The sequence below is a fragment of the Sphingomonas sp. A2-49 genome (genome assembly GCF_025548555.1).
In the GTDB taxonomy this organism is placed as follows: Bacteria; Pseudomonadota; Alphaproteobacteria; order Sphingomonadales; family Sphingomonadaceae; genus Sphingomonas.
Genome location: NZ_JAJLPA010000010.1, coordinates 24,902 through 48,283, shown reverse-complemented (window position 1 = coordinate 48,283; position 23,382 = coordinate 24,902). Strand labels below are relative to the sequence as shown.

The window sequence follows — 23,382 nt, the reverse complement described above, 5'->3', positions numbered from 1 at the left end:
CCATGGCGCGGACCCGCAAGCCCGCCCCGCGCCGGGGCCGCACCCGGCCGCGACGCGGATCGCCCGACCTGTCCGCCGAACGCTGGCTACTGCTGCTCGGCGTGGTCGCCACCATCGCGGTGGTCGCCGGGTCGGTCGGTCCGTGGCGACGCGCGGTGCCGCCGCCCAACCTCGCCAAGCCGATGACGATGGCGCAGGCGCGCGCCTCCAATGCCGCGGTCCCGATCGATCGCGGCCGGCGCCTGCCCGCGGTGCGATACCGGTTCCACGGCGGCCCGGCGGCGCGGGCGCAGGCGACCGAATGCCTCGCGACCGCGGCGCTCTACGAAGCGGGCGACGATCGTCGCGGGCAGCGCGCGGTCATCCAGGTGGTGCTCAACCGGGTGCGGGCGCCGGGCTTTCCCAAGACGGTGTGCGGCGTCGTCTATCAGGGATCGACGCGCGACACCGGCTGCCAGTTCTCGTTCACCTGCGACGGATCGATCGAGCGGCGCGCGATCCATCTCGGCTGGGACGGCGCGCGGCGCGACGCGCGACGCGCGCTCGCCGGCTATGTATTTGCCGACGTCGGCCGCGCGACGCATTATCACACCGACTGGATGGTGCCTTATTGGCGCGATTCGCTGACCAAGGTGGCGCGTGTCCGCACGCACCTGTTCTACGTCAGAACCTGAAGGACATGACCATGGCGAAACGTTTCTGGGCGCAGATCATCGAGATGGACGAACCGATCGAGGCCGCGAGCATCCCCGGCGTGACCGATCACGAAAGCGCCGCCGACGCGCTCGTCACCGATTTCGTCGGTGCGATGGGCGGCGAGATCACGCAGGGCGCGGTGCGCGTCTGGGTCGAGGGCAGCGGCCAGGAAAAGGTCTACGACTGGAGCGCCGAGTTCGACATGCCCGACGAGGACGCGCTCGACCACGACGACGATATCGAGGTCGAGGGCGAGATCGTGCTGACCGAACGGATGCACTGAGGCGGGCGGTCCGCCGGCGAGGGAGACGTCCCATGCGATTCGATGCGACGCGCGCGCTGATCCTGTACGCAGGCGGGCTGACGCTCGCGGTGGGATGGGCGCTGGTCACCGGCGCCGCCGCGCCGCGGACGCTCGACACGCTCGACATCGGCCGGATCAACCTGCGCGAACGCGACGGCACGATCCGCATGGTGATCGCCGCGCGCGACCGGTTTCCGGGCCTTGTCATCCGCGGCCGCGAACATCCGCACCCCGCGCGCACCGATTCGGCGGGCATGCTCTTCTACAACGACGAAGGGTCGGAGAACGGCGGCCTGATCTTCGGCGGGCGGGGCGGGACGCACGGGCCGGCGGCGTTCGGGCATCTGAGCTTCGACCAGTACGAACAGGACCAGGTCGTCGCGCTGGAACAGAGCGAGGCGGGCGGCAGGCGCAGCGCCGGGCTGCGCGTCGCCGATCGGCCGGATGCCGCGCTGGACGTCGCCGCGATCCGCCGGCTCGATCCGCTGCCCGCCGCCGCGCGGGACGCGGCGATCGCGCGGATGAAGGCGAACGGCGCGTTCGGCCATGACCGCGCCTTTTTCGGCAAGGATCGCGACGGCGACGCACGCCTCGATCTGCACGACGGCCGCGGCCGGCCCCGCCTGCGCCTTCGCGTTACCCGTGCGGGCGACGCGCGGATCGAATTCCTCGACGATGCCGGACGGGTGGCGAAGACGGTCGGCGCCTGACCGGCGCGCGACCGCCGGTCATTTCTCGCCCGCCATCCAGCCGTGCACCTTGGCCTCCAGCACCGGCATCGGCAGCGCGCCGCTGTCGAGCACCGCGGCGTGGAAGGCGCGCGGATCGAAGGCGGCGCCCTGCTTCGCCTCCGCCTCCGCCTTCAGGCGCAATATGGTGAGCTGGCCGATCTTGTAGGCGAGCGCCTGGCCGGGGATGGCGATATAGCGTTCGACCTCTGCGGTGGCGTCGGTCCGGGGCATCGCCGAATTGGCGAGCATGTAGGCGATCGCCCGGTCGCGGGTCCAACCCTTGGCGTGGATGCCGGTGTCGACCACCAGCCGCATCGCGCGCAGCATTTCATCGTTGAGCCCGCCCATCCGCTGATAGGGATCGGTCTCCATTCCCAGCGGCTTCCACAGCGTTTCGGCATAGAGTGCCCAGCCCTCGACATAGGCGGTGTTGCCGCCGAAGCGCATGAAGGCGGGCAGCGCGGTGTTCTCCTGCGCCAGCGCGATCTGGAAATGATGGCCCGGCACCGCCTCGTGCAGGTACAGCGTCTCCATGCCCCAGGTGTAGCGGCTCGGCAGGTCGTAGGTGTTGTAGTAGAAGATGCCGGGGCGCGACCCGTCGGGCGTTCCGTCCTGATAGCTGCCCGCGGCATCGCTCTTGGCGCGATAGTCGGGGACCGGCCGGATCTCGAGCGGGGTCTTGGGGATCAGCGAGAATTGCTCGCGCACGCGCGCGTCGATCCGCTTGCCGATCGCCTCGAAATCGCGGCGGACCTCGTCGGCGGAGCTCGGCTGGAAGCGCTTTTCGGTGCGCAGATAGTCGAAGAACCGGGGCAGCGTGCCGGTGAATCCCGCCGCGGTCTTCTGCGCCTCCATCGCTTTGGTGATCCGCGCGACCTCGGACAGGCCGAGCTGGTGGACCGCCTCCGCCGTCAGCGGCAGCGTCGTGCTCAGCTCGATGCGATAGGCGTAGAGCGCGGCGCCGCCCGGCATCGCCGACAGGCCGACCGTGGTGCGCGCCCTGGGCAGGTATTCGGTCTTGAGGAAGTCGCGCATCCGCACGTGCGCGGGGGTGATGACGTCGCGCACCTGCGCGGCATAGGCGGCGGTCAGCCGCGCACGGTCGGCGGCGGGGATCGACGCGGGGAACATCGTCACCGGCGCGTAGAACACCGATTTCTCGGTCCCCTGCGCGATCAGATTGTCGAACTGCGCGATCATGTTCTCGACCACCAGCCGCGGGTGGACCACGCCCTTCGCCATGCCTTCGCGAAAGCGCGCGATGATCCGCTCGTACAGCGCGGCATAGCCCGCGTTGCGCTTCAGATTGTTGTCGTAATCCGCCACCGTCCTGAACGGCGCGCCGCCCTTGCCGCTGGCGAAGTCGGGGTAGAAGGTCTGGAAGCCGCCGAAATGGTTGATCGGCAGCAACCGCGTGACCGACTGGATCGCCGGCGCATAGCCGCGCAGGTTGATCTCCGCCCCGTTGCGGAAGACGTCGTAGGCGAGCCGGTCGACGCGGGTCAGCCGGTTGCGGTCGATCGCCTTCAGCGCGGCGAGATCGGCTTCGAGGTTGCGCTTGTCGCGGGCGGTGGCGGCATCGCTGACGTAGTCGCCGAACCGGTCGGCATAGCGCATGTCGCCGCGCATGATCGCGCTGATCGGGTCGAGCGCGAGGTCGCGTTCGTCGCTGTCGTAGAACAGCCGCTTCAGCCGCATGTCCTCGGCACTGTCGCCGGGCAGCGCCACCGGCGGCGGCAACGCCTGGCCCAGCGCGGGCGTGGCGATCGTGGCGAGCAGCAGCGAACCGAGCAGATGGCGCATTCTTCTATCCCCTTTGCCCGCGTGCCTAGCAAAGCCCGCCCGCCGCGCCAAAGCGCGAATGCAGCGGCGGAAGCGATCGGCCGGTCGACGGCCCGGATCGTGATGGGACAAGGGCGTTGACGCTGCCGCGGCGCCGCCGCAAGGCGCAGCGATGCGCTTCTTTTCCGACAATGCCGCGCCCGTCCACCCGAAGGTGATGGCGGCGCTGGCCGCGGCCAACACGCTCGACACCGCCTATGACGGCGATGCGCGGTCGAAGGCGCTCGACGGCCGCCTGTCCGACCTGTTCGGGACCGACGTGACGGCGATCTGGGTGCCGACGGGCACGGCCGCCAACTGCCTGGCGCTCGCCGCGCTGTGCCCGCCCCACGGCGGCGTCATCTGCCACCGCGACGCGCATATCCAGAACGACGAGGGCGGCGCGCCCGAATTCTACACGCATGGCGCCAAGCTGTACCTCGCCGACGGCGACGGCGCGAAGCTGACGCCGGCGACGATCGCCGCGGTCGCCGACGCCATCGCCAACGACGTCCATCGGGTGCAGCCGCACGCGATCTCGATCACCAACGCGACCGAATACGGACGGGTCTATTCCCCGGACGAGGTCGCGGCGATCGGCGCGCTCGCCGCGGCGCGCGGGCTCGGCCTGCACATGGACGGCGCGCGCTTCGCCAATGCGGTCGCGACGCTGGGCTGTACGCCGGCGGAGGTGACGTGGCGCGCGGGCGTCGACGCGCTCAGCTTCGGCTTCGTCAAGAACGGCGCGATGAGCGCGGAACTGCTGGTCTTCTTCAAGCCGGCGCTGGCGGGGGCGACGCTGCACCGGCGCAAGCGCGCCGGGCTGCTGTTCTCCAAGGGGCGCTACCTCGCCGCGCAGGTGCTGGCGATGCTGGAGGACGATCTGTGGCTGGACAACGCCCGTGCCGCCAATGCCCGTGCGGCGACGCTGGCGGCGGCGGCGGGCGCGCGGCTGGTCCACCCGGTCGAGGCGAACGAGGTGTTCCTGCGCGCCACCCCGGACGAGGCCGCGGCGCTGCGCGCGCAGGGGTTCGACTTCTACGACTGGGCGGCGGGCGAGATCCGGCTGGTCACCGCATGGGACAGCCCGGCCGGGCACGTCGCGGCGCTGGCGGACGCGATCGCGGCGCTGTGACCGGACGGCCATGATCGCGGCGCCACCGCCCCAGTCGACGCGCGCGGCGATCCTCGTCCCCTTCGCGATCGTCACGCTGATCTGGGGATCGACGTGGCTGGTCATCCGCGACCAGCTCGCGGTGGTGCCGCCGAGCTGGTCGGTCACCTATCGCTTCATCGTCGCCGGGGTGGCGATGGCGGTGGCCGCGAAGGCGAAGGGCGAGCGGTTCGATCTCGACGCGCGCGGCTGGGCGTTCGCGGCGGCGATCGGCGTGCTGCAATTCTGCCTGAACTTCAATTTCGTCTATCGCGCCGAACATTACATCACCTCCGGGCTGGTCGCGGTGGTGTTCGCGATGCTGCTGGTGCCCAACGCGCTGTTCGCGCGCATCGTCCTCGGCCAGCGGATGGGCGGGCAGCTGATCGCCGGATCCGCGGTGGCGATGGCGGGCATCGCGCTGCTGTTCCTGCACGAGGCGCGCACCGGGCCGACCGGGGCGAGCGCGACCTGGGCGGGGATCGGCTTTACCGCCCTCGCCATCCTCGCGGCCTCCACCGCCAACGTGTTGCAGGCGACGCCGACCGCGCGCGCCTATCCGATGACGGCGACGCTGGCGATCGCAATGCTGCTCGGCGCAGGGATCGACGGCGGCATCGCCTGGTGGCTGACCGGGCCGCCGGTGGTCGAGATGCGCGGCGCCTATTGGGCGGGCATCCTGTATCTCGGGCTGGTCGCCTCCGCGCTCGCCTTTCCGCTCTATTACCGGGTGCTGCGCGTGATCGGCCCGGCCAAGGCGGCCTATTCGAGCGTGATCGTGCCGGTGATCGCGATGCTGCTGTCGACGCTGTTCGAGGGCTATCGCTGGTCGCCGCTCGCCGCCGCGGGCGCCGCGCTGGCCGGCGTCGGGCTGGTCATCGCGTTGAGGGCGCGCAGGCCCAACCGATAGTCGGGATAGGCCGGCGACCAGCCGAGCACCCGCTTCGCCCGGCCGTTCGCGATCCGGCGGTTCTCGGCATAGAAGCCGCGCGCCATCGGCGACAGCGTCGCGACGTCGACCAGCGGCGGCGGCGGCAGGCCGAGCAGCCGCGCGGCGAATGCGACCACCTCGTCCTGCGGGCACGGGCGGTCGTCGGCGAGGTTGTACGCCCCGGCCGGCGCGTCGACCGCGGCGAGGACGCCGGCGACGATGTCGTCGACGTGCACACGGCTGAACACCTGATCGGGCAGGCCGACGCGATGCGCCCGCCCCTCGGCGACGCGGTCGAGCGGCGAGCGGCCGGGGCCGTAGATCCCCGGCAGCCGCAGCACGCGCGCGCCACGCGCCAGCCAGGCGGCATCGGCGGCGGCGCGCGCTGGACGGCGCCCCGACCCGGTCGGCGCGGCCTCGTCCACCCACGCCCCCGCAGCGTCGCCGTAGACCCCGGTGGAGGACAGATAGCCGAGCCAGCGCCCGCCCAACGCATCGCCGTAGCGGGCGAGCACCGGATCGATCTCCCCGTCCGGGGGGACGGAGGACAGGACGTGCGTCGCGGTCGCGATCCCGGCGCGGACGGCCGCATCGTCGTCGAAGCGCAGCGTACCGTCGCGGCCGTCCCGCGTGATGCCGCACGTCGCCGGCCCCCACGCCGCCGCGATCCGCCGCGCGGTATAGCCGAGGCCGAAGACCAGCAGCATGCGCCTATTGCGCCATCGGACCGCGATAGGTCGTGCCGAAATAGTCGCCCTTGTTCCACAACGGACGGGCCGGCCCGTCGGCGATCTCGCGCGCGATCGCGTAATTGGTCGCGACGAAGCGGACGCCCTGGTCCCACAGGATCGGCTGGTTCAGGTCGTCGCCGGGGCGATGGTAGCGGTTGGCGAGGAAGTCCTCGAACGGCGCCTTGCCCGCACCCTTGATCCCCGGCCACAGGAACACCGACGGGATCCCCTTGCGGACGAAGTTGAAATGGTCCGACCGGGTGAAGAACCCCTGTTCGGGCATCGGATCGGGCGACAGGCCGACGCCGACGGCATTGACCGCGCGCGCGACGATCGGGCCGAGCGACGACCGGTCCGCGCCGAACGCGATCATGTCCTCGAACCGGTAGAGCAGCACCGGCATGTCGAGGTTGACGTCGGCGACGATCGTGTCGGCCGGCACGGTCGGATGATCGACGAAATAGCTCGATCCGATCAGCCCCTTTTCCTCGCCCGTCACCGCCAGGAACATCACCGTGCGCCGCGGCGGCTTGCCGCTGGCGGTGAAGCGCCGCGCTTCCTCGATCAGGCTGGCGATGCCGATCGCATTGTCGAGCGCGCCGTTGTTGATCCGGTCGCGATCGGGCGCGTCGCCCGGCCGTGCCGGCGACACGCCGATATGGTCGAGGTGCGCCGACAGGATCACGACCTCGCGCCCGATGCGCGGATCGGCCCCCGGCACGATGCCGACGACGTTGCTGCTCGCCCCCGCGGTGAAGCTGGTCCGCGTCGTCGCGGTCAGCGTGCCGGCGAGCGCGACCGGGGTGTAGCGGGCGTTCTCCGCCTGCGCCTGTGCGGCGATCGTCGACCACGGTGTCGCGCTGCCGGCGAACAGCTTCGTCGCGCCCGCCTGGCTGAGCGTGCCGAGCACCGGCGTGGACGGCGCCGGGCTGGTGCCGACGCCGGCCGGCGTCGCCCAGGTCGTGCGCGGATTGGCGTAGCTGCCTGCGAGCGCGGCGAACGGGCGCTGGCGGGGGCCGGCGCGCGGGCTGTCGAGCATGACGATGCCGACCGCACCGCGCGCGGCGGCGATCTGCGCCTTGGTCGCGGCCGAGGCGAAATAGGAGCGCTCCTCGCCCGGGAAGGTCGTCGGCGATCCCGCGAACATCGCGACGATCTTGCCGCGCACGTCGACGCCCGCATAATCGTCGACGCCGAACTGCGGCGCGACGATGCCGCGCCCGACGAAGACGACGGGTGCTGACACGCGCGTCTCGGCGCGCGCCGGATCGGCGGCGGGGACATAGTCGACGCCGAAGGCGAAGGGCTGTGCCGCCGCGCGCGCCGACGCCCATCGCATCGCGCCCTTGTCCGCGGCGCGATAGGTCACCAGCGGTACGCGTTGCAGATAGCCGCCCGCGTCGCCTGCCGGGCGCAGCCCCGCCGCATAGAATTGCGCGGCGACATATTGCGCCGCGATGTCGAATTCCGGACTTCCCGCCTCGCGCCCCTTCATCGCGTCGGAGGCGAGGAACATCACGTGCGCCTTCATCGCCGCCTGGTCGGCGGGCAGGGGCGCGGCAGGGTCGGTCCGCGCGGAAGCGGACGTAGCGAGCGCGAGCGCGGCGAGCGCGCCGAGGATACGGATCATGCGGAAGGTCCTGAAGGGCGGTTCGGCACCAGCGTACCAGCGCGGTGCCATGGCGCAAGCGGCGCGCATCGGCGATGCGGGCGGGGAGGAAGGACTGGCAGCCGCCGCGGACCCTCCTATAAAGGTGCCATGCTCGACGTCTCGCAAGCCATCGCCACGCCGCCGCCCCACGCCAACGGCGCGATCAGCCGGTACGATTACCGGCCGCCGGCATGGCTTGTGCCGGACACGCGGCTGGTGTTCGACCTCGACGCCGCGGCGACGCGCGTCACCGCGACGCTGTCGGTGACGCGCAACGGCGACCACGACGAACCGCTGCGGCTCGACGGGGCCGGACAGGCGCCGCTGGCGGTGCGCGTCGACGGGCGGACGGTCGACGACTGGCGGGTCGAGGGCGAGCAGCTCGTCGTCCCGCTCGCCGGCGCCGCGCACAGCGTCGAGACCGAGGTCGAGATCGCGCCCGAACGCAACACGCAGCTGATGGGCCTGTACGCCAGCGGCGGCATCCTGTGCACGCAATGCGAGGCGGAGGGCTTTCGCCGGATCACCTATTTCCCCGATCGGCCCGACGTGCTCAGCCGCTATTCGGTGCGCCTCGTCGCGGATGCCGCGCGCTATCCGATCCTGCTGGCGAACGGCGATCCGGTCGATGCCGGCACGCTCGACGCCGGCCGCCATTGGGCGGAATGGAACGACCCCTACCCCAAGCCCAGCTATCTGTTCGCGCTGGTCGCCGGCGACCTTGCGGTCAACCGCGGCAGCTTCGTCACGCAATCGGGCCGCACGGTCGAACTCGGCATCTGGGTGCGCGCCGGCGACATCGACAAGACGCATCATGCGCTCCACGCGCTCAAGACCTCGATGGCGTGGGACGAGCGCGTCTATGGTCGCGAATACGATCTCGACGTGTTCAACATCGTCGCGGTCGACGATTTCAATTTCGGCGCGATGGAGAACAAGGGGCTGAACATCTTCAACAGCCGCTACATCCTCGCCGATCCCGACACCGCGACCGATTACGATTACGACGCGATCGCCGCGGTGGTGGCGCACGAATATTTCCACAACTGGTCGGGCAACCGCATCACCTGCCGCGACTGGTTCCAGCTGAGCCTGAAGGAAGGCTTCACCGTCTATCGCGACCAGGGCTTTTCGGCGGACCAGGGGTCGGCCGCGGTCAAGCGGATCGAGGACGTGCGCGGGCTGCGCGCGGCGCAGTTCCCCGAGGATGCCGGGCCGCTCGCGCATCCGGTGCGCCCCGAAAGCTATCTGGAGATCAGCAACTTCTACACCGCCACCATCTACAACAAGGGCGCCGAGCTGATCCGGATGATGGCGACGATGCTGGGGCCGCAGGCGTTCCGCGCCGCCACCGACCTGTATTTCGATCGCTTCGACGGCACCGCCGCGACCTGCGAGGATTTCGTCGCCTGCATGGAGGAGGCGAGCGGAAGGGACCTTGCCCAGTTCCGCCTGTGGTACAGTCAGGCGGGGACGCCGCGCGTCGCCGCCAGCCTGGCGCACGAGGCGGGCGAGGGCCGCGCGACGCTGCGGCTGGCGCAGCACGTCCCCGGTACGCCGGGCCAGCCCGACAAGCAGCCGATGGTCCTGCCGCTCAGGATCAAGCTGTTCGGCGCGGAAACCGGACGCGCGCTGATCGACGAACAGCTCGTGCTGCTCGACCGCGGGTCGAACACGATCGTCTTCGACGGCATCACCGAACGGCCGATGCTGTCGATCAACCGCGGCTTTTCGTCGCCGGTCATCATCGAGAGCGACCGCAGCGCCGCGGAACTCGGTTTCCTCAGCGCACACGACGACGATCCCTTCGCCCGCTACGAGGCGATGCAGCAGCTGATGCTCGACACCCTGGTCGCCGCGACGATCGAGGGGACGCCCGATCACGACGCGGTCGTCACCGCGGTGTCGAACACGCTGGCGGACGGGACGCTCGACCCCGCCTTCGTCGCGGAGGCGGTGCTGCTGCCGTCCGACAGCTTCGTCGGCGACCAGATGGCGATGGTCGATCCCGACGCGATCTTCGCGGCGCGCGAGGCATTGCGCCGCGCGCTGGGCAAGCGGCTCGCCGACCAGTGGCGCGAGGCGTATGAGCGCGCGCCCGCCGGCCCCTATGTCTACAGCCCCGCGGCCAAGGGGCACCGGCGGCTGCGCAGCGTGGCGCTCGGCTATATCGCCGCGAGCGGCGCGGCGGATGCCGCCGCCCTCGCCTTCCGCCAGTTCGAGGCGGCCGACAACATGACCGACCGCCAGGGCGCGCTGACGACGCTGGCGAACGGTCATGCCGACGAGCGCGAGGCGGCGCTGGACATCTTCTACAACCGCTACGCCGACAACGGGCTGGTGATCGACAAGTGGTTCCAGACCCAGGCCTTGTCGTCGCGCGACGACACCGGCCGCCAGGTCGCCGAACTCGCCCGCCATCCCGATTTCACGCTGGCCAATCCCAACCGTGCCCGATCGCTGGTCGGCGCCTATGGCGCGAACCAGCGGGCGTTCAACGCGGCCGACGGATCGGGATACCGGTTCCTGGCGGACCAGCTGATCGCGCTCGACCGGCTGAACCCGCAGACCGCGGCGAAGCTGCTGCCGCCGCTCGGACGCTGGCGCCGGTTCGACGCGAACCGCTCCGCGCTGATGCGCGCCGAGCTGGAGCGGATCGTGGCGACGCCCGGCCTGTCCAAGGACCTGTTCGAACAGGCATCGAAGAGCCTGGGCTGACGCCCCGCGCCCCCCGTCGCCAACGAAGGAGTCGATTGCCGCGCCCGGAACGGGGGTTTACGCTCCGCCGACCGGTTGGAGACATTCCGTGGCAGTAAGGCGTTCGATAGCGTTCGTGGCGATGGCCGCCCTGCTTGCGGGGTGTGGCGGAGACGGCGGCGGAGGGGGCGGCGCGGCGATCGGCAACGGGCCCGCCGGTGTCACGCCGACGCCGACCGCGACCGCCGGCTGTACGCTGCGCGAGCGGCAGGACTGGGTCGCGGCGCAGTTGCGCGAATGGTACCTGTTCCCCGAAACCCTCCCCGCCAGCCTCGACCCGACGCCCTATGCCACCGTCGGCAGCTATCTGGACGCGCTCACCGCCACCGCCCGGTCGCAGCGGCGCGACCGCTATTTCACCTATCTGACGTCGATCAAGGACGAGACGGCCTATTATTCCTCCGGCTCCAGCGCCGGATTCGGCATCCGGTTGGGCCAGACCGATTCGCGGCTGTACGTGACCGAGGCGTTCGAAGGCGCGCCCGCGCTCGCCGCCGGCGTGGATCGCGGGGCGGAGATCCTGGCGATCGGGAGCAGCGCGAGCACGCTCCAGACCGTCGCCAGCCTCTATGCCGCGGGCGGCACCGCATTGAGCGATGCGCTGGGGCCGAGCACCGCCGGCACCACGCGCGTGCTCCAGATCCGCGACGGCAGCGGCACGCGCACCGTGACCCTCACCAAGACCGATTTCACGCTGGCACCGGTATCCAGCCGCTATGGCGCGCAGATCCTCACCGATGGCGGCCAGCGCTACGGCTACGTCAACCTGCGCACCTTCATCGACACGGCCGACCCGGCGCTGCGCGCCGCGTTCTCACAGTTCAGGGCGGCGGGGGTGACCAACATCATCGTCGACCTGCGCTACAATGGCGGCGGGCTGGTCAGTATCGCCGAATTGATGAGCAACCTGCTGGGTGCCAATCGATCGACCTCCGACGTAATGAGCTATACGACCTTCCGGTCCGAAAAGTCGTCGAACAACGAAACCACCTTCTTCGCGCCGCAGCCGCAATCGGTCGCGCCGACCCGCGTCGCGTTCATCGGCACCGGCGGCACCGCGTCGGCGAGCGAATTCGTCATCAACGCCTTCATCCCCTATCTGCACGCCAACGCCGGGCTGATCGGCACCAACACCTATGGCAAGCCGGTCGGGCAGATCGCGCTCGACCGGGCGGCGTGCGACGACCGGCTGCGCGTCATCGCCTTCGCGCTCCAGAATTCGGCGCGGCAGGGCGCCTATTACAACGGCCTCGCGACGACGGTGGAGGCGAGCTGCCGCGCCACCGACGATCTCAACTTTCCGCTCGGCGATCCGCGCGAGGCATCGACGCGGTCCGCGCTCGACTTCCTGCAGGGCAAGAGCTGCACGGCGATCACCGCATCGGCCGGTGCGGAGGCGCGGGCGATGTCGGTGCCAGCGGTGCAGGAAGCGCTGATGCCGTCCGGACCCGATGTCTCCACCGCCCAGCGCGAGGTGCCGGGACTGTTCTGACCGGCGGCGCGCGCGCTGCCCGCCGCGTCGCTTCCGTGCTAGCGCGTCGTCATGCTGCACGACCCGCTGTTTTTGATCGTGGCCGCCGCGGCGGTGATCCTGGTCGGGCTCGCCAAGGGCGGGCTGTCCGGCCTCGGCGCGCTCGGCACGCCGCTGCTCGCGCTCGTGGTGGCGCCGGTGCAGGCGGCGGCGATCCTGCTGCCGATCCTGATCGTGCAGGACGTGGTGAGCGTCTGGTCGTTCCGGCGGACGTGGGACGGCTGGGTGATCGGCTGGATGCTGCCCGGCGCGCTGGCCGGCATCGCGCTCGGCTGGGCATTCGCCGAGGTGCTGCCGGTGCAGGCGGTGATGGCGATGCTGGGCGCGATCACCGCCGGTTTCGGGCTGTGGCGGCTGTGGATCGAGCGCGGCGGCCGCGCCGTCGCCGCGTCGCGATCGCCGGGCTGGGTCGGCAGCCTGTTCGGCGTCGGCATGGGCTTCGCCAGCCAGATCGCGCATGCCGGCGGTCCGCCGTTCCAGATGTGGGTGGCGCCGCGCAAGCTGCCGCATGAACGCTTCGTCGGCACCGGCGCGATCCTGTTCGCGATCGTCAACTGGGCGAAGGTGCCCGCCTATCTGGCGCTGGGGGCGTTCGACGCGACGACGCTGGCGACGTCCGCCACGCTGCTGCCGCTCGCCATCGCATCGACGCTGGCGGGGGTCTGGGTGATCCGGCGGATGAGCCCGCAGCGCTTCTACGTCCTCGTTTACCTCCTCATGGTGCTGCTCGGCGCGAAGCTGGTGTGGGACGCGATCGGCTGAACCCCGCCGCCGCGTCGCGCGTTCCCCGTCGCACAGACCGCATAGGAGTGGATGCCCGTGACCAAGACCCTGGCCGACCTGTCGAAGGCGATGCGCGAGATCGACTTCGCGATGCTGTCCACCCACACCGACGGCGGCGCGATCGCGGCGCGGCCGATGAGCAACAACGCGCAGGTCGATTACGACGGCGACAGCTATTATTTCACCACCGACGACACCCGCATGGTCCGCGACATCGGTCGCGATCCGCGGGTCGGGCTGAGCTTCCTCGGCAAGAGCGGCATGCTCGGCATGCGGCCGTTCTTCGTCGCGGTGGAGGGAGAGGCGGAGCTGGTGCGCGACAGGGCCGCGTTCGACGACCATTGGTCGCCCGACCTCGACCGCTGGTTCGAACAGGGTACCGCGACGCCGGGCCTGGTGATGATCCACGTCCACGCCGCCCGCGTCCATTATTGGGATGGGGAGGACGAGGGCGAGGTTTCGCTGTAGGAGCGCTCCTTCGAACCCGGGGGACATGCGATGCAGGACGACGACAGCTTCGTCTACGACGAGGCGAGTGGCGAATGGATCAGCGCCGCGGATGCCGCCGCCGCGGCGCTGTCGACCGGTGTCGAGGTCCGCGACGCGGTCGGCAATCTGCTCGCCGACGGCGACCAGGTGACGCTGGTCAAGGATCTGGCGGTCAAGGGCGCGGGCCAGACGCTGAAGCGCGGCACGCTCATCCGGAGCATCCGGCTGACCGGCGACGCGCAGGAGATCGACTGCAAGTTCGACGGGATCCGCGGGCTGGTGCTGCGCGCCGAGTTCGTGCGCAAGCGCTAGCATGCGGCCGCGCATCGACCCGAGCTGGGAGGCGCCGCTGGCGCACGCGTTCGAAGCGCCCGGCATGGCCACGCTGCACGCGTTCCTCGATGCCGAGGCGGCGGCGGGCAAGGCGGTCTTCCCGCCCGCGACGGACCGTTTCCGCGCGCTGGAGCTGACGCCGCTCGACGCGGTGCGGGTCGTCATCCTCGGCCAGGACCCCTATCACGGGCCGGGGCAGGCGCATGGCCTGAGCTTTTCGGTGCGGCCGGGCGTGAAGGTGCCGCCCAGCCTCGCCAACATCTACAGGGAAATGACGACCGACCTCGGCATCCCCGCGCCGCGGCACGGGTTCCTCGAAGCCTGGGCACGCGCCGGCGTGCTGCTGCTCAACACGGTGATGACGGTCGAAAGCGGGCGCGCCGCCTCGCATCGCGCGCAGGGGTGGGAGGCATTCACCGATGCGGTTATCCGCGCGGTCGCGGCCAAACCCGATCCGGTGGTGTTCCTGCTGTGGGGCGCGCATGCGCAGCGCAAGGCGGCGTTCGTCCGCACCGTCGACCGGGGCGGCAACCATCTGGTGCTCGCCGCGCCGCATCCGTCGCCGCTGTCCGCCTACAAGGGCTGGTTCGGCAGCCGCCCGTTCAGCCGCGCCAACGCCTTCCTGATTGCGCACGGCGCCGCGCCGATCGACTGGCGTCTGCCGCCCGCCCCGTGACCCGCGCAGCCTTTCGCGACGCCATCGGTTCAGACGCACACGACACGGGAGAGACGGACATGGCGGAAGCCTGGTGGAACGGCACACGGATCGCGGCGAGCGACGACATCGTGACGGTGGAGGGCAATGCCTATTTCCCACTCGCCGCGGTCGATGCCGCACTGTTGAAGGACAGCGCGACGACCAGCGTCTGCCCGTGGAAGGGAACGGCACATTATTACACGCTGTCCTTCGACGGCGCGGAGAACCGCGACGCCGCCTGGTATTATCCCGAGCCGAAGGACGCCGCCGCGGCGATCCGGAACCGCGTCGCCTTCTGGAAGGGCGTCGAGGTGCGCTGAACCGGGGCAGCGAGTGCGCGCGGATCAGCCGTCCAGCGGGTAGCGCATCGCGACATCGCACCGCGCGTACGCGCTACCGAAGCGGGCCATGGTATCCGCGTCGTGGACGAAACCGGCGCGTTCGTAGAGGTGGATCGCGGCGACGCACTTGCGGCTGGTGAGCAGGTATAGCGTATCGATGGCCGGGAGGCTGCGCGCGTGATCGATCAATGCGGCCAGCAACGCCGCCCCCGCCCCGGATCCGCGCGCCTCGGCGGATACGCCCATCTTGGTGAGTTCGTACACGCCCGGTGCGATCGGCATCAGCGCGCCGGTCCCGACGACCGTCCCGTCCGGCGTGGCGGCGAAGAGGATGACGCCACCCCTGTCGACGATGGCTTCGCGCGGATGCGCGAGGACGTGGCGGTCGTGATCTTCGAGGACGAACATCGCCTCGATCCACGCGGCGTTGATGCGCGCGAAATGCAGAGCGAGCGCGTCGGTGTAGCGGACTATGTGCATGCCGCCTGCTACCGCGTCGCCGGCGGGGCGCAAACGCCATCGCATCGTCGTGTCACGCGCCGGGAGGCAGGGGACCGTCGGAATCGTCGCGTTCGAACCGCGTGCGGCGGCGCGCATCCCACGTCTCTTCCTGCTGCTGGGTCCGGACGACCGGATCGGCCGTGCTGCCGCGCAGGTCGATGAGTTGAAGGTGGACCAGCCGCGTCTTCACCGAGATCGCATTGGGTTTCGAAAACAGGTTCTTCACGCCGAAGCGCAGGGCCTCTCCCCGCGTACCATATTTGCTGTCGATCTGTCCGGCGACGACCAACAGTCCCTCCTCGACGTTGGTGGACGCCTGGATGAAGGTTCCGATGATGCCGTCGACCGTGATCGTCACCGCCTGCAACGGCTCGACGATCACATATTCGTCGGCCTCCAGCTGGAAGTCCGGTTCGCTGTTCGTAAAGATGTGCACGACGTTCCAGCGGCCTGCCCCGCCGAGGCGCAGGATGCGGCCCGGATTGAGCGTGTAGGCCGCCTCCTTCAGCGACGATGCCACGAACGGCCGGATCTGGAGCGATTTGTCGGCCATCAGCCGGCTGAGCTGGCGATTGGTGAGGACGTTACCGTACATGTCGATCTCCCAGGCCGGACACGACCTGCGCATGCAGGCCGCCGATGATCCCTTCGAGCTGTTCGCGATGCGCCTTCAGCGTGGCACGGCGCGCGAGCAGCGTCGCCCCGGAGGGTCCGCTCGGCAACGCGCCCGAAAGACGCGCCAGCTCGACATCGTAATGCGCCATGAGGAAGGTCAGCGCGCTGAGATGGTTGGATCGTTGCTGGTTGGTCAGCGCCGCGGCGGCTTCGCGATGGATGATCGCGGCTTCGTCCTGCTGTGCGGTGATCTGGGCGCGTTGCAGGTTGAGCGTGCAGATCAGGCCGGCAAACCCAAGCCCTGAAAACAGCGCATTGGCGAAACCGAACGCGTCACCGAACTGCCCCCGCGCCGCCGCGTCGCCGATCGTGGCGAACAGCACCGCGTAGGTGCCCGCCTGGATGGCGACGACCCCCGCTGCTAGCCCCGCCAATAGCTTCCACCCGTACGTTCCCGCCGCCATCGTCCCCCGCTGAATCACGCCTGCTATCAGGCGCCGCGATGACCGATGCACGACGAGGGCGACAGCCGAGACTGCACCGTTATGGTGCAATCCCGGCGATCGCGAAAATCACTCCGCCGCGGGCAGGTACACCTCACTGCCCTTCGCGCGGAACGTCTCGCTCATCTGCGCCATGCCGGCCTCGGCGTCGGCGATGCTGCCCTTGCCCTGTGCGAACAGCGCGCGGTCCGCATCCGCCGCGTCGGCGGCGATGAAGCCGTCGGCGGGCTGGTTCTGCTTCGCGGCGAATTCGCGCACCTCGGCGGTGATCTTCATCGAACAGAATTTGGGGCCGCACATCGAGCAGAAATGCGCGGTCTTGGCGCCCTCGGCGGGCAGCGTCTGGTCGTGGAAGGATTCCGCCGTCTCGGGATCGAGGCTGAGGTTGAACTGGTCGCGCCAGCGGAAGTCGAAGCGGGCGCGGCTCAACGCGTCGTCGCGCATCTGCGCGGCGGGATGGCCCTTGGCGAGGTCGGCGGCATGCGCGGCGAGCTTGTAGGTGACCACGCCGACCTTGACGTCGTCGCGGTCGGGCAGTCCCAGATGCTCCTTGGGCGTGACGTAGCAGAGCATCGCCGTGCCGTACCAGCCGATCATCGCCGCGCCGATGCCGCTGGTGATATGGTCGTAGCCGGGCGCGATGTCGGTGGTGAGCGGCCCAAGCGTGTAGAACGGCGCCTCGCCGCACACCTCGAGCTGCTTTTCCATGTTTTCCTTGATCTTGTGCATCGGCACATGGCCGGGGCCCTCGATCATCACCTGGACGTCCTGCGCCCAGGCGCGGTGGGTCAGTTCGCCGAGCGTGAACAATTCGCTGAACTGCGCCTCGTCGTTGGCGTCGGCGATGCTGCCGGGACGCAGGCCGTCGCCCAGGCTGTAGGCGATGTCATACGCCTTCATGATCTCGGTGATCTCGTCGAAGCGTTCGTAGAGGAACGATTCCCGGTGATGCGCGAGGCACCATTTCGCCATGATCGACCCGCCGCGGCTGACGATCCCGGTGACGCGCTTCGCGGTCATCGGGATGTAGGGCAGGCGGACGCCGGCATGGATGGTGAAATAGTCGACGCCCTGTTCGGCCTGTTCGATCAGCGTGTCGCGGAAGATCTCCCACGTCAGCTCCTCGGCGACGCCGCCGACCTTTTCCAGCGCCTGATAGATCGGCACGGTGCCGATCGGCACGGGGCTGTTGCGGATGATCCATTCGCGCGTGTCGTGGATGTTGCGCCCGGTCGACAGGTCCATGACCGTGTCGGCACCCCAGCGGATCGACCAGACGAGCTTGTCGACCTCGCTCGCGACGTTGCTGGCGACCGCGCTGTTGCCGATGTTGGCGTTGATCTTGACGAGGAAGTTGCGACCGATCGCCATCGGTTCGGATTCGGGGTGGTTGACGTTGTTGGGGATGATCGCGCGGCCGCGCGCGACCTCGTCGCGGACGAATTCGGGGGTCACGAAATCGGGGATCGCCGCGCCGAAGCTCTCGCCGTCGCGCTTGTAATCCTTCAGCCGCTCGCGGCCGAGGTTCTCGCGCGTGGCGACATATTCCATCTCGGGCGTGACGATGCCGCGGCGGGCGTAGTGCATCTGGCTGAGATTCTGCCCAGCCCTGGCGCGCAACGGGCGGCGCACCGTATTGGGGAATTGCGGCACGCCGCCCGACCGGTCGGGGCCGAGCTGGCCGTTGTCCTCCGGACGCAGTTCGCGGCCGTCATAGGCCTCGACGTCGCCGCGCGCCTCGATCCACTGGCGGCGCAGCTGCGGCAGGCCCGCCATGATGTCGATCCGCGCCTGCGGGTCGGTATAGGGACCCGAGGTGTCGTAGACGCGCAGCGGCGGTTCGCCCGACGACGGATCGAGATGGATCTCGCGCATCGCGACGCCGAGCGGGCCGACGTGCACCTTCTTCGATCCGCGGATCGGACCGGTGGTGACGCCGATTTCGGTACGGGCGGGGACGTCGGCCATAAGTGCGCTCTCCAGGATACGGAGAGCGGGCGGATTTCCGGTGAAAGCCGCTCCCTCCCTCCGCCGGTGTCAACCGGATCAGGTTCGGCGGGTCGAAGGCTGCTGCCTTCCTCTCAAGCGTGCGATATCGCTCCCCCGGGGATACGCGGGTTGTACGCGCTTGGCGCAGTGCGCGCCAATGAAAAAGGGCCGCCCCGCGGGGCGACCCCCGATCGGTCAGCCGCTGGCGGCGCTGGTGCGGATGTTGCCGTTGATGCCCGACGGGAAGAACCCGCCCGATCCGACCGCCGCCTTGTTGAGATAGACGATGTTCAGCACCTGTCCGGTCGACCGGCTGTAGGCTAGGCCGTTGGTGTCGGTCGGCACGATGTTGGCGGTGGTCGCGTCGCCGATGCCCTGGTCGGTGTCCGCGCTGCCGTCGAGGCCGTCGCGCGCGTCGGAGATCAGGCGGGCGTTGGTGTAGATCGCGCTCGCGTCGACGCCCTTGCGATACAGCACCGACCGGATCAGCCCGGCGTGATAGCTTTCGGTGGCGAGGATGCCGGCCGCGGCTTCGAGGAAGGTCTTGTTGACGATCAGCGGCGATGCCCCCTTGTAGGCGGAGACGCCGACGTCCTCGAACAGATAGGCGCCGAGCAGGAAGCTGACGTCGTCGGCATAGGGGTTGAACACGCCGGTCGCGCCGACGACGCCCGCGGCGCGCGCCGCCGCGGTGAACGCGCCGGTCGCGTCGCCGGCGATGTTGATCGCCGGCATCGCCACCGCCGCGGAGCCCAGCACGCTGCGCAGGAAGGTGACGTGCTGCACCTCGTCGAGCGCGATCTCGCGCGCATATTGCGCGACGACGGGGTCGGTGAAGGGCACTGCGGCGCCGCCGGTGACGGTGCCGACGGTGCCGACGCCGGTGGTGAGGCCGGCCGGGATCGCCTGGCCGAACGCCGCCCAGCAATAGAATTGCGCCTCGAGATATTCGAGGTTGAGCGCGAAGTTGAGAACGTCGGCGTCCGCGCCGACCGTCGGTGCGGTCGCGGACGGGGTCGGCGTGGGGGTGGCGTCGCCGCCGTTGCCGCCGCACGCCGCGAGCAGCGCGAGGCCGCCCGCCGAGGCGGCGGCGCCGCCGGCATAGCGCAGGAAGTTGCGGCGTTCGGCGCGGCGGTCGGCGATCGCGTCGAAGATCGTGTCGGTCGGAAGGTCGGTCATCGGGTCAGATCCCCTGGATACGCAAGGTCGAGGAAGCGCGGGCGCGCGATCAGGAGGCGGTCGCCGCCTTGATCGTGCCGTTGAGGCCGGACGGGAAGAACCCGCCCGCGCTCGCTGCCGCGGCATTGAGATAGACGATGTTGAGCACCTGATTGGGCGACCGGCTGTAGACGATGCCGTTGGTGTCGGTCGGGACGATGTTGGACACCGTATAGGTCTGCACCGGAGTGGGCGTCGCGGTCGGGGTCGCGGTCGGCGTCGGCGTGGGGGTCGGCGTCGGCGTCGCCGTGGCGGTCGCGGTCGGCGTGGGCGTCGGCGCGATCTGGCCCGGCGCAACGGCGGTGCCCGCCGCGATCCCCTGGTCGATCTCGGTCCCGCCATCGAGGCTGTCGCGCGCATCGGAAATGCCCCCGGCGCTGGCGATCAGCGTCGATCCCGCGACCAGCCCCTTGCGGTACAGTTCGCCGCGGATCGTCGCCGCGTGATACGCCTCGACCGCCAGGATACCCGCCGCGGCCTCGACATAGGTCCTGGTCAGCAGCGGCGCGGCGCCCTTGTAGGCGGTGACGCCGACGTCCTCGAAGATGAAGGCCGCGAGCAGGAACGTCTCGTCGTTCAGATAGGGGTTGAAGGTCTGGCCGGCGGTGATGATGCCGGCGGCGACCGCCGCTTTCGAAAAGGCGCTGTTCGGCCCGACCGACAGGTCGAGCGCGGGCTGCGCCACCGCGGTCGTCGCGCCGAGCGCGGTGCGCAGATAGGTGACGTGGGCCAGCTCGTCCGCCGCGATCTCGCGCGCGTAGCGGGCGATGACGGGGTCGCTGAACGTCACCGCCGCGCCCGGCGACACCGCCCCCGGCGTACCCGCGCCGGTCAGCAGCGCGGCGGGAAGGCCGGCACCGGTCACGGCATAGCTGTAGAACTGCGCCTCGAGATATTCGAGGTTGAGCGCGAAGTTCAGGATGTCCGCGTCGGTATAGGTCGCGGTCTGCGCCGCGGCCGGGCCGGCGAGCGTCAGCGCGGAGGCGCCGGCGGCGGTGACCGCCATCGCGCCCACCGCGGTGCGGAAGAAATCGCGGCGTTCGTCGCGGCGCCGGGCGCGCGCGTCGAGCGCTGCGGTCAGGTCGGCACCGGTGATCTCTACTCGGGCGGTCATTACTCGGGTTCTCCCCATCGCGCGGGGCGGCAGCGGACCGACCCATAGGCCCCGTGCCGTTCCGCATCCCGTCCCACGCGTCAACCCCGCGCGTGGCCGAACGGGGCCGAACGGAGCCGCGCGGCACGATCCGCGCCCGCGCCGCAACGAAAAATCCTCCCCCGGCCGCCCCTTGGGGCGATCGAGGGAGGATCGTTCATCGGCCGGCCCGGAGGGGGCGGCTGGCCGAGACGGTCACGTCAGCCGAGGCCGACGGTAAAGGCCGGATTGGGATTGTTGGTCCCCGCCGGGAAGAACCCGCCGCGCGTCCGGTTGGCGCCGGTGAGGTTCAGATAGGCGATATTGTGCACCTGCTGGACGCTGCGGCTGTAGGCGATGCCGTTGGTGTCGGTCGGCACGATGTTCGACACGCCCGTCGCCAAGTTGCCGATGTTGGTGCCGGCCACGCCCTGGTCGTCGTCCCCGGTCCCGTCGAGCAGATCGCGCGCGTCCGAGATCTTGTTGGTCGCGGTGATGAGGTCGGCGTTGGTGACGCCGCGGGCGTAGAGGATCGTGCGGACGAGGCCCGCGTGATAGGCCTCCGCCGCCAGGATGCCCGCTGCCGCATCGAGGTACATGGCCGATATGACCGGCGATGCCCCCTTGTAGGCGGTGACGCCGATATCCTCGAAGATATAGGCGCCGAGCAGGAAGTTGGTCGGGCTGGCATAGGGATCGAACAGGCCGTCCGCCGCCACGACGCCCGCGGCGCGTGCCGCCGCGGTGAACGCGCCGGTCGCCGTGCCGCTGATGTCGATCGCGGGCTGCGCCACCGCCGCCGATCCCAGCGCATTGCGCAGGAACAGCACATGGGCGTTCTCGTCGCCGGCGATCTCGCGCGCATATTGGCCGATCAACGGGTCACCGGAGAAGTCGACGGCGCGTGGGAAGCCGGCGCCCGATCCCGTCACGACGGATCCCTGCGTCCCCGTCCCGGTCAGGACGGAGGGGGAGAGACCCGAACCGAACGCGGCGTAGCTGTAGAATTGCGCTTCGAGATATTCCAAATTGAGCGCGAAGTTCAGCACCGCGACGTCCGTGCTGACCGCGGTGGTCGGCGTCGGCGTCGGCGTGGGGAACGGCGTCGACATGCTGTCGTCGTTGCCGCAGGCGGCAAGCAGCGACAAGCCGCCGGCCGCGGCCACGCTGCCGGCGGCGACCTTGATGAATGCGCGACGGGCGTCGCGACGGGCTTTGGCCTGCTCGACGAGGTCGAGGACCGAAATAGGGTTGGTCATGATGCGTCCTCTCCTGTTCAGTTCGCGCCGCTTGAGCGAAGCGCGGTGTTTCCGTTGTTGATGCCGGACGGAAAGAATCCTCCGGAATTCACGGATTTATTGGTGAGATACACGACGTTCAGGACCTGGGCCGGCGTCCGGCTGAACGCGAGGCCATTGTTGTCGAGCGGCACGATGTTCGACACCACGCCGAGCGCGTTGGTCACCGGCGAGATACCCTGATCGAGGTCGGTGGAGCCGTCGACCGAATCGCGCAGGTTCGAGATCGTATCGGCCGTGGTGCGCAGCGACGGAACGGCAAGCCCGCGGGCGTATAGCGCGGTACGGACGATGGCGGCGTGATAGGCCTCGACCGCCAGGATGCCGGCCGCGGCCTCCAGATACGTCTTGTTGTTGATGAGCGCGCCCGCCGCGCCCTTGTACGCGGTGACTCCAACATCCTCGAAGACGAAGGCGGCGAGCAGGAAGCTGTTATCGTCCGCATAGGGATCGAACCCCGCGAGCGACGGCGAGGCGGCAGCGGCCGCCGCGAAGAACGCGCCGCCGGCGGCGCCCGAGATATTGATCGCGGGCTGTGCGGCGATCAGCGCGTCGCTGCCGCTGGTGCCGCGGATCGCGGCGCGCAGGAAGGTGACGTGCGCCACCTCGTCGGCCGCGATTTCGCGTGCATAGGCGGCGATGGCGGGATCAGCGAAGGCGACCTTGCGCGCCGATCCGGCACCGGTGCCTGTGACGACCGCGCCCTGCGTGCCGACGCCGCCGGTGAGCAGGCTGTTGGGCAGCCCCTGGCCGGTCGCGGCATAGCTGTAGAACTGCGCCTCGAGATATTCGAGGTTGAGCGCGAAATTGAGCACATCGACTTCCGACGGGCCGGTGGTCTGTGCCGCCGCGTCGCTGGCGATCGACATCGCCGCCGCGCCGGCCGCGGTTACCGCTGCCATGCCCATGGCGTTCTTGAAGAAGCCGCGGCGCTCCTCGCGCCGCCGCGCACGGGCGTCGAACGCCTCGATAATCTGATCGGACATCTGATCGGTCTGGGTCATCGTCGGTAACCTCCCTCACCTAAGCGGGTGTCCGTGATCCCGGCGCCAAACTGGCGCGGCGAATCCGGTCAACCTCGGGCAGTTACGCACGAACCGGCGGATCGGATGCGCGCGCCGAAAAAGAAAGAAGCGCGATGCTCGGGTGACGAGTGACGTCATAATATCGTTCACCC

General features: G+C 69.8%; 23 protein-coding genes and 1 riboswitch. Of the genes, 12 read left to right on the top strand and 11 right to left on the bottom strand.

Annotated elements, in window-relative coordinates:
* The first annotated feature begins 2 nt into the window (after positions 1–2).
* The 3 genes from LPN01_RS19085 to LPN01_RS10300 are packed head-to-tail and all read left to right on the top strand — an operon-like array spanning position 3 to position 1,710.
* Positions 3–674, top strand: coding sequence for a cell wall hydrolase (locus LPN01_RS19085; RefSeq protein WP_316747413.1), 672 nt, complete (start codon positions 3–5; stop codon positions 672–674).
* A gap of 11 nt (positions 675–685) precedes the next feature.
* Entirely contained in the window at positions 686–979 is a 294-nt protein-coding gene (locus LPN01_RS10305) for a hypothetical protein (RefSeq protein ID WP_262828314.1), read from the top strand.
* A 32-nt stretch (positions 980–1,011) separates the two neighbouring features.
* Positions 1,012–1,710 carry a hypothetical protein gene (locus LPN01_RS10300; protein ID WP_262828313.1) on the top strand — a complete coding sequence of 233 codons (699 nt, stop codon included), beginning with the start codon at positions 1,012–1,014 and terminating at the stop codon, positions 1,708–1,710.
* Positions 1,711–1,728: 18 nt separating this feature from the next.
* Here LPN01_RS10300 and LPN01_RS10295 read toward each other — a convergent pair whose 3' ends face one another.
* Entirely contained in the window at positions 1,729–3,534 is a 1,806-nt protein-coding gene (locus LPN01_RS10295; RefSeq protein WP_262828312.1) for a DUF885 domain-containing protein, read from the bottom strand.
* A gap of 151 nt (positions 3,535–3,685) precedes the next feature.
* Here LPN01_RS10295 and LPN01_RS10290 point away from each other — a divergent pair, with 151 nt between their 5' ends.
* Together LPN01_RS10290 and LPN01_RS10285 are read left to right on the top strand one after the other, a co-directional pair.
* A complete protein-coding gene (locus LPN01_RS10290; protein ID WP_262828311.1) occupies positions 3,686–4,687 on the top strand; it encodes a threonine aldolase family protein in 1,002 nt (333 codons plus the stop codon).
* A 10-nt stretch (positions 4,688–4,697) separates the two neighbouring features.
* Positions 4,698–5,615: a DMT family transporter gene (locus LPN01_RS10285; RefSeq protein ID WP_262828309.1), complete on the top strand. Its 918-nt coding sequence runs from the start codon at positions 4,698–4,700 to the stop codon at positions 5,613–5,615.
* Here LPN01_RS10285 and LPN01_RS10280 read toward each other — a convergent pair.
* Together LPN01_RS10280 and LPN01_RS10275 are read right to left on the bottom strand one after the other, a co-directional pair.
* On the bottom strand, positions 5,525–6,343 hold the full coding sequence (locus LPN01_RS10280) for an NAD(P)-dependent oxidoreductase (RefSeq protein ID WP_262828308.1): 819 nt from the start codon (positions 6,341–6,343) through the stop codon (positions 5,525–5,527). The two genes, LPN01_RS10285 and LPN01_RS10280, sit on opposite strands and share 91 nt — an antisense overlap.
* Positions 6,344–6,347: 4 nt before the next feature.
* A complete protein-coding gene (locus tag LPN01_RS10275) occupies positions 6,348–7,997 on the bottom strand; it encodes a M28 family metallopeptidase (RefSeq protein ID WP_262828307.1) in 1,650 nt (549 codons plus the stop codon).
* A 129-nt stretch (positions 7,998–8,126) separates the two neighbouring features.
* Here LPN01_RS10275 and pepN point away from each other — a divergent pair, with 129 nt between their 5' ends.
* From pepN to LPN01_RS10240, 7 genes are all read left to right on the top strand, one after another.
* On the top strand, positions 8,127–10,736 hold the full coding sequence (pepN, locus tag LPN01_RS10270; RefSeq protein ID WP_262828305.1) for an aminopeptidase N: 2,610 nt from the start codon (positions 8,127–8,129) through the stop codon (positions 10,734–10,736).
* Between the two features lie 121 nt (positions 10,737–10,857).
* The gene (locus LPN01_RS10265) at positions 10,858–12,267 is read left to right on the top strand and encodes a S41 family peptidase (RefSeq protein ID WP_262828303.1); all 1,410 of its coding nucleotides are present in this window, start codon (positions 10,858–10,860) and stop codon (positions 12,265–12,267) included.
* Between the two features lie 51 nt (positions 12,268–12,318).
* Complete coding sequence (locus tag LPN01_RS10260) at positions 12,319–13,068, top strand: sulfite exporter TauE/SafE family protein (RefSeq protein ID WP_262828302.1); 750 nt, start codon at positions 12,319–12,321, stop codon at positions 13,066–13,068.
* Between the two features lie 51 nt (positions 13,069–13,119).
* A complete protein-coding gene (locus LPN01_RS10255) occupies positions 13,120–13,557 on the top strand; it encodes a pyridoxamine 5'-phosphate oxidase family protein (RefSeq protein ID WP_262828300.1) in 438 nt (145 codons plus the stop codon).
* A gap of 30 nt (positions 13,558–13,587) precedes the next feature.
* On the top strand, positions 13,588–13,890 hold the full coding sequence (locus tag LPN01_RS10250; RefSeq protein ID WP_262828299.1) for an alkylphosphonate utilization protein: 303 nt from the start codon (positions 13,588–13,590) through the stop codon (positions 13,888–13,890).
* A 1-nt stretch (position 13,891) separates the two neighbouring features.
* Positions 13,892–14,587: a uracil-DNA glycosylase gene (ung, locus tag LPN01_RS10245; RefSeq protein ID WP_262828297.1), complete on the top strand. Its 696-nt coding sequence runs from the start codon at positions 13,892–13,894 to the stop codon at positions 14,585–14,587.
* 59 nt (positions 14,588–14,646) lie between these two features.
* The gene (locus LPN01_RS10240; protein ID WP_262828296.1) at positions 14,647–14,928 is read left to right on the top strand and encodes a DUF427 domain-containing protein; all 282 of its coding nucleotides are present in this window, start codon (positions 14,647–14,649) and stop codon (positions 14,926–14,928) included.
* 24 nt (positions 14,929–14,952) lie between these two features.
* On the opposite strand, the gene LPN01_RS10235 is transcribed toward LPN01_RS10240, so the two are convergent.
* From LPN01_RS10235 to LPN01_RS10200, 8 genes are all read right to left on the bottom strand, one after another.
* Entirely contained in the window at positions 14,953–15,429 is a 477-nt protein-coding gene (locus tag LPN01_RS10235) for a GNAT family N-acetyltransferase (RefSeq protein WP_262828295.1), read from the bottom strand.
* Between the two features lie 52 nt (positions 15,430–15,481).
* Complete coding sequence (locus LPN01_RS10230; protein ID WP_262828294.1) at positions 15,482–16,045, bottom strand: hypothetical protein; 564 nt, start codon at positions 16,043–16,045, stop codon at positions 15,482–15,484.
* Positions 16,035–16,547, bottom strand: a complete 513-nt coding sequence (locus LPN01_RS10225) for a hypothetical protein (protein WP_262828293.1) — start codon at positions 16,545–16,547, stop codon at positions 16,035–16,037. The genes LPN01_RS10230 and LPN01_RS10225 overlap by 11 nt, the downstream gene beginning before the upstream one ends.
* A 90-nt stretch (positions 16,548–16,637) precedes the next feature.
* Entirely contained in the window at positions 16,638–18,536 is a 1,899-nt protein-coding gene (gene thiC, locus LPN01_RS10220) for a phosphomethylpyrimidine synthase ThiC (protein WP_262828292.1), read from the bottom strand.
* A 38-nt stretch (positions 18,537–18,574) separates the two neighbouring features.
* A riboswitch (TPP riboswitch) is annotated at positions 18,575–18,683 on the bottom strand.
* Between the two features lie 69 nt (positions 18,684–18,752).
* Positions 18,753–19,736: a ferritin-like domain-containing protein gene (locus LPN01_RS10215; RefSeq protein ID WP_262828291.1), complete on the bottom strand. Its 984-nt coding sequence runs from the start codon at positions 19,734–19,736 to the stop codon at positions 18,753–18,755.
* A 49-nt stretch (positions 19,737–19,785) separates the two neighbouring features.
* On the bottom strand, positions 19,786–20,889 hold the full coding sequence (locus LPN01_RS10210) for a ferritin-like domain-containing protein (protein WP_262828290.1): 1,104 nt from the start codon (positions 20,887–20,889) through the stop codon (positions 19,786–19,788).
* Between the two features lie 239 nt (positions 20,890–21,128).
* Positions 21,129–22,166, bottom strand: a complete 1,038-nt coding sequence (locus LPN01_RS10205) for a ferritin-like domain-containing protein (RefSeq protein WP_262828289.1) — start codon at positions 22,164–22,166, stop codon at positions 21,129–21,131.
* 17 nt (positions 22,167–22,183) lie between these two features.
* Complete coding sequence (locus LPN01_RS10200; protein WP_262828288.1) at positions 22,184–23,209, bottom strand: ferritin-like domain-containing protein; 1,026 nt, start codon at positions 23,207–23,209, stop codon at positions 22,184–22,186.
* Positions 23,210–23,382 lie beyond the last annotated feature (173 nt).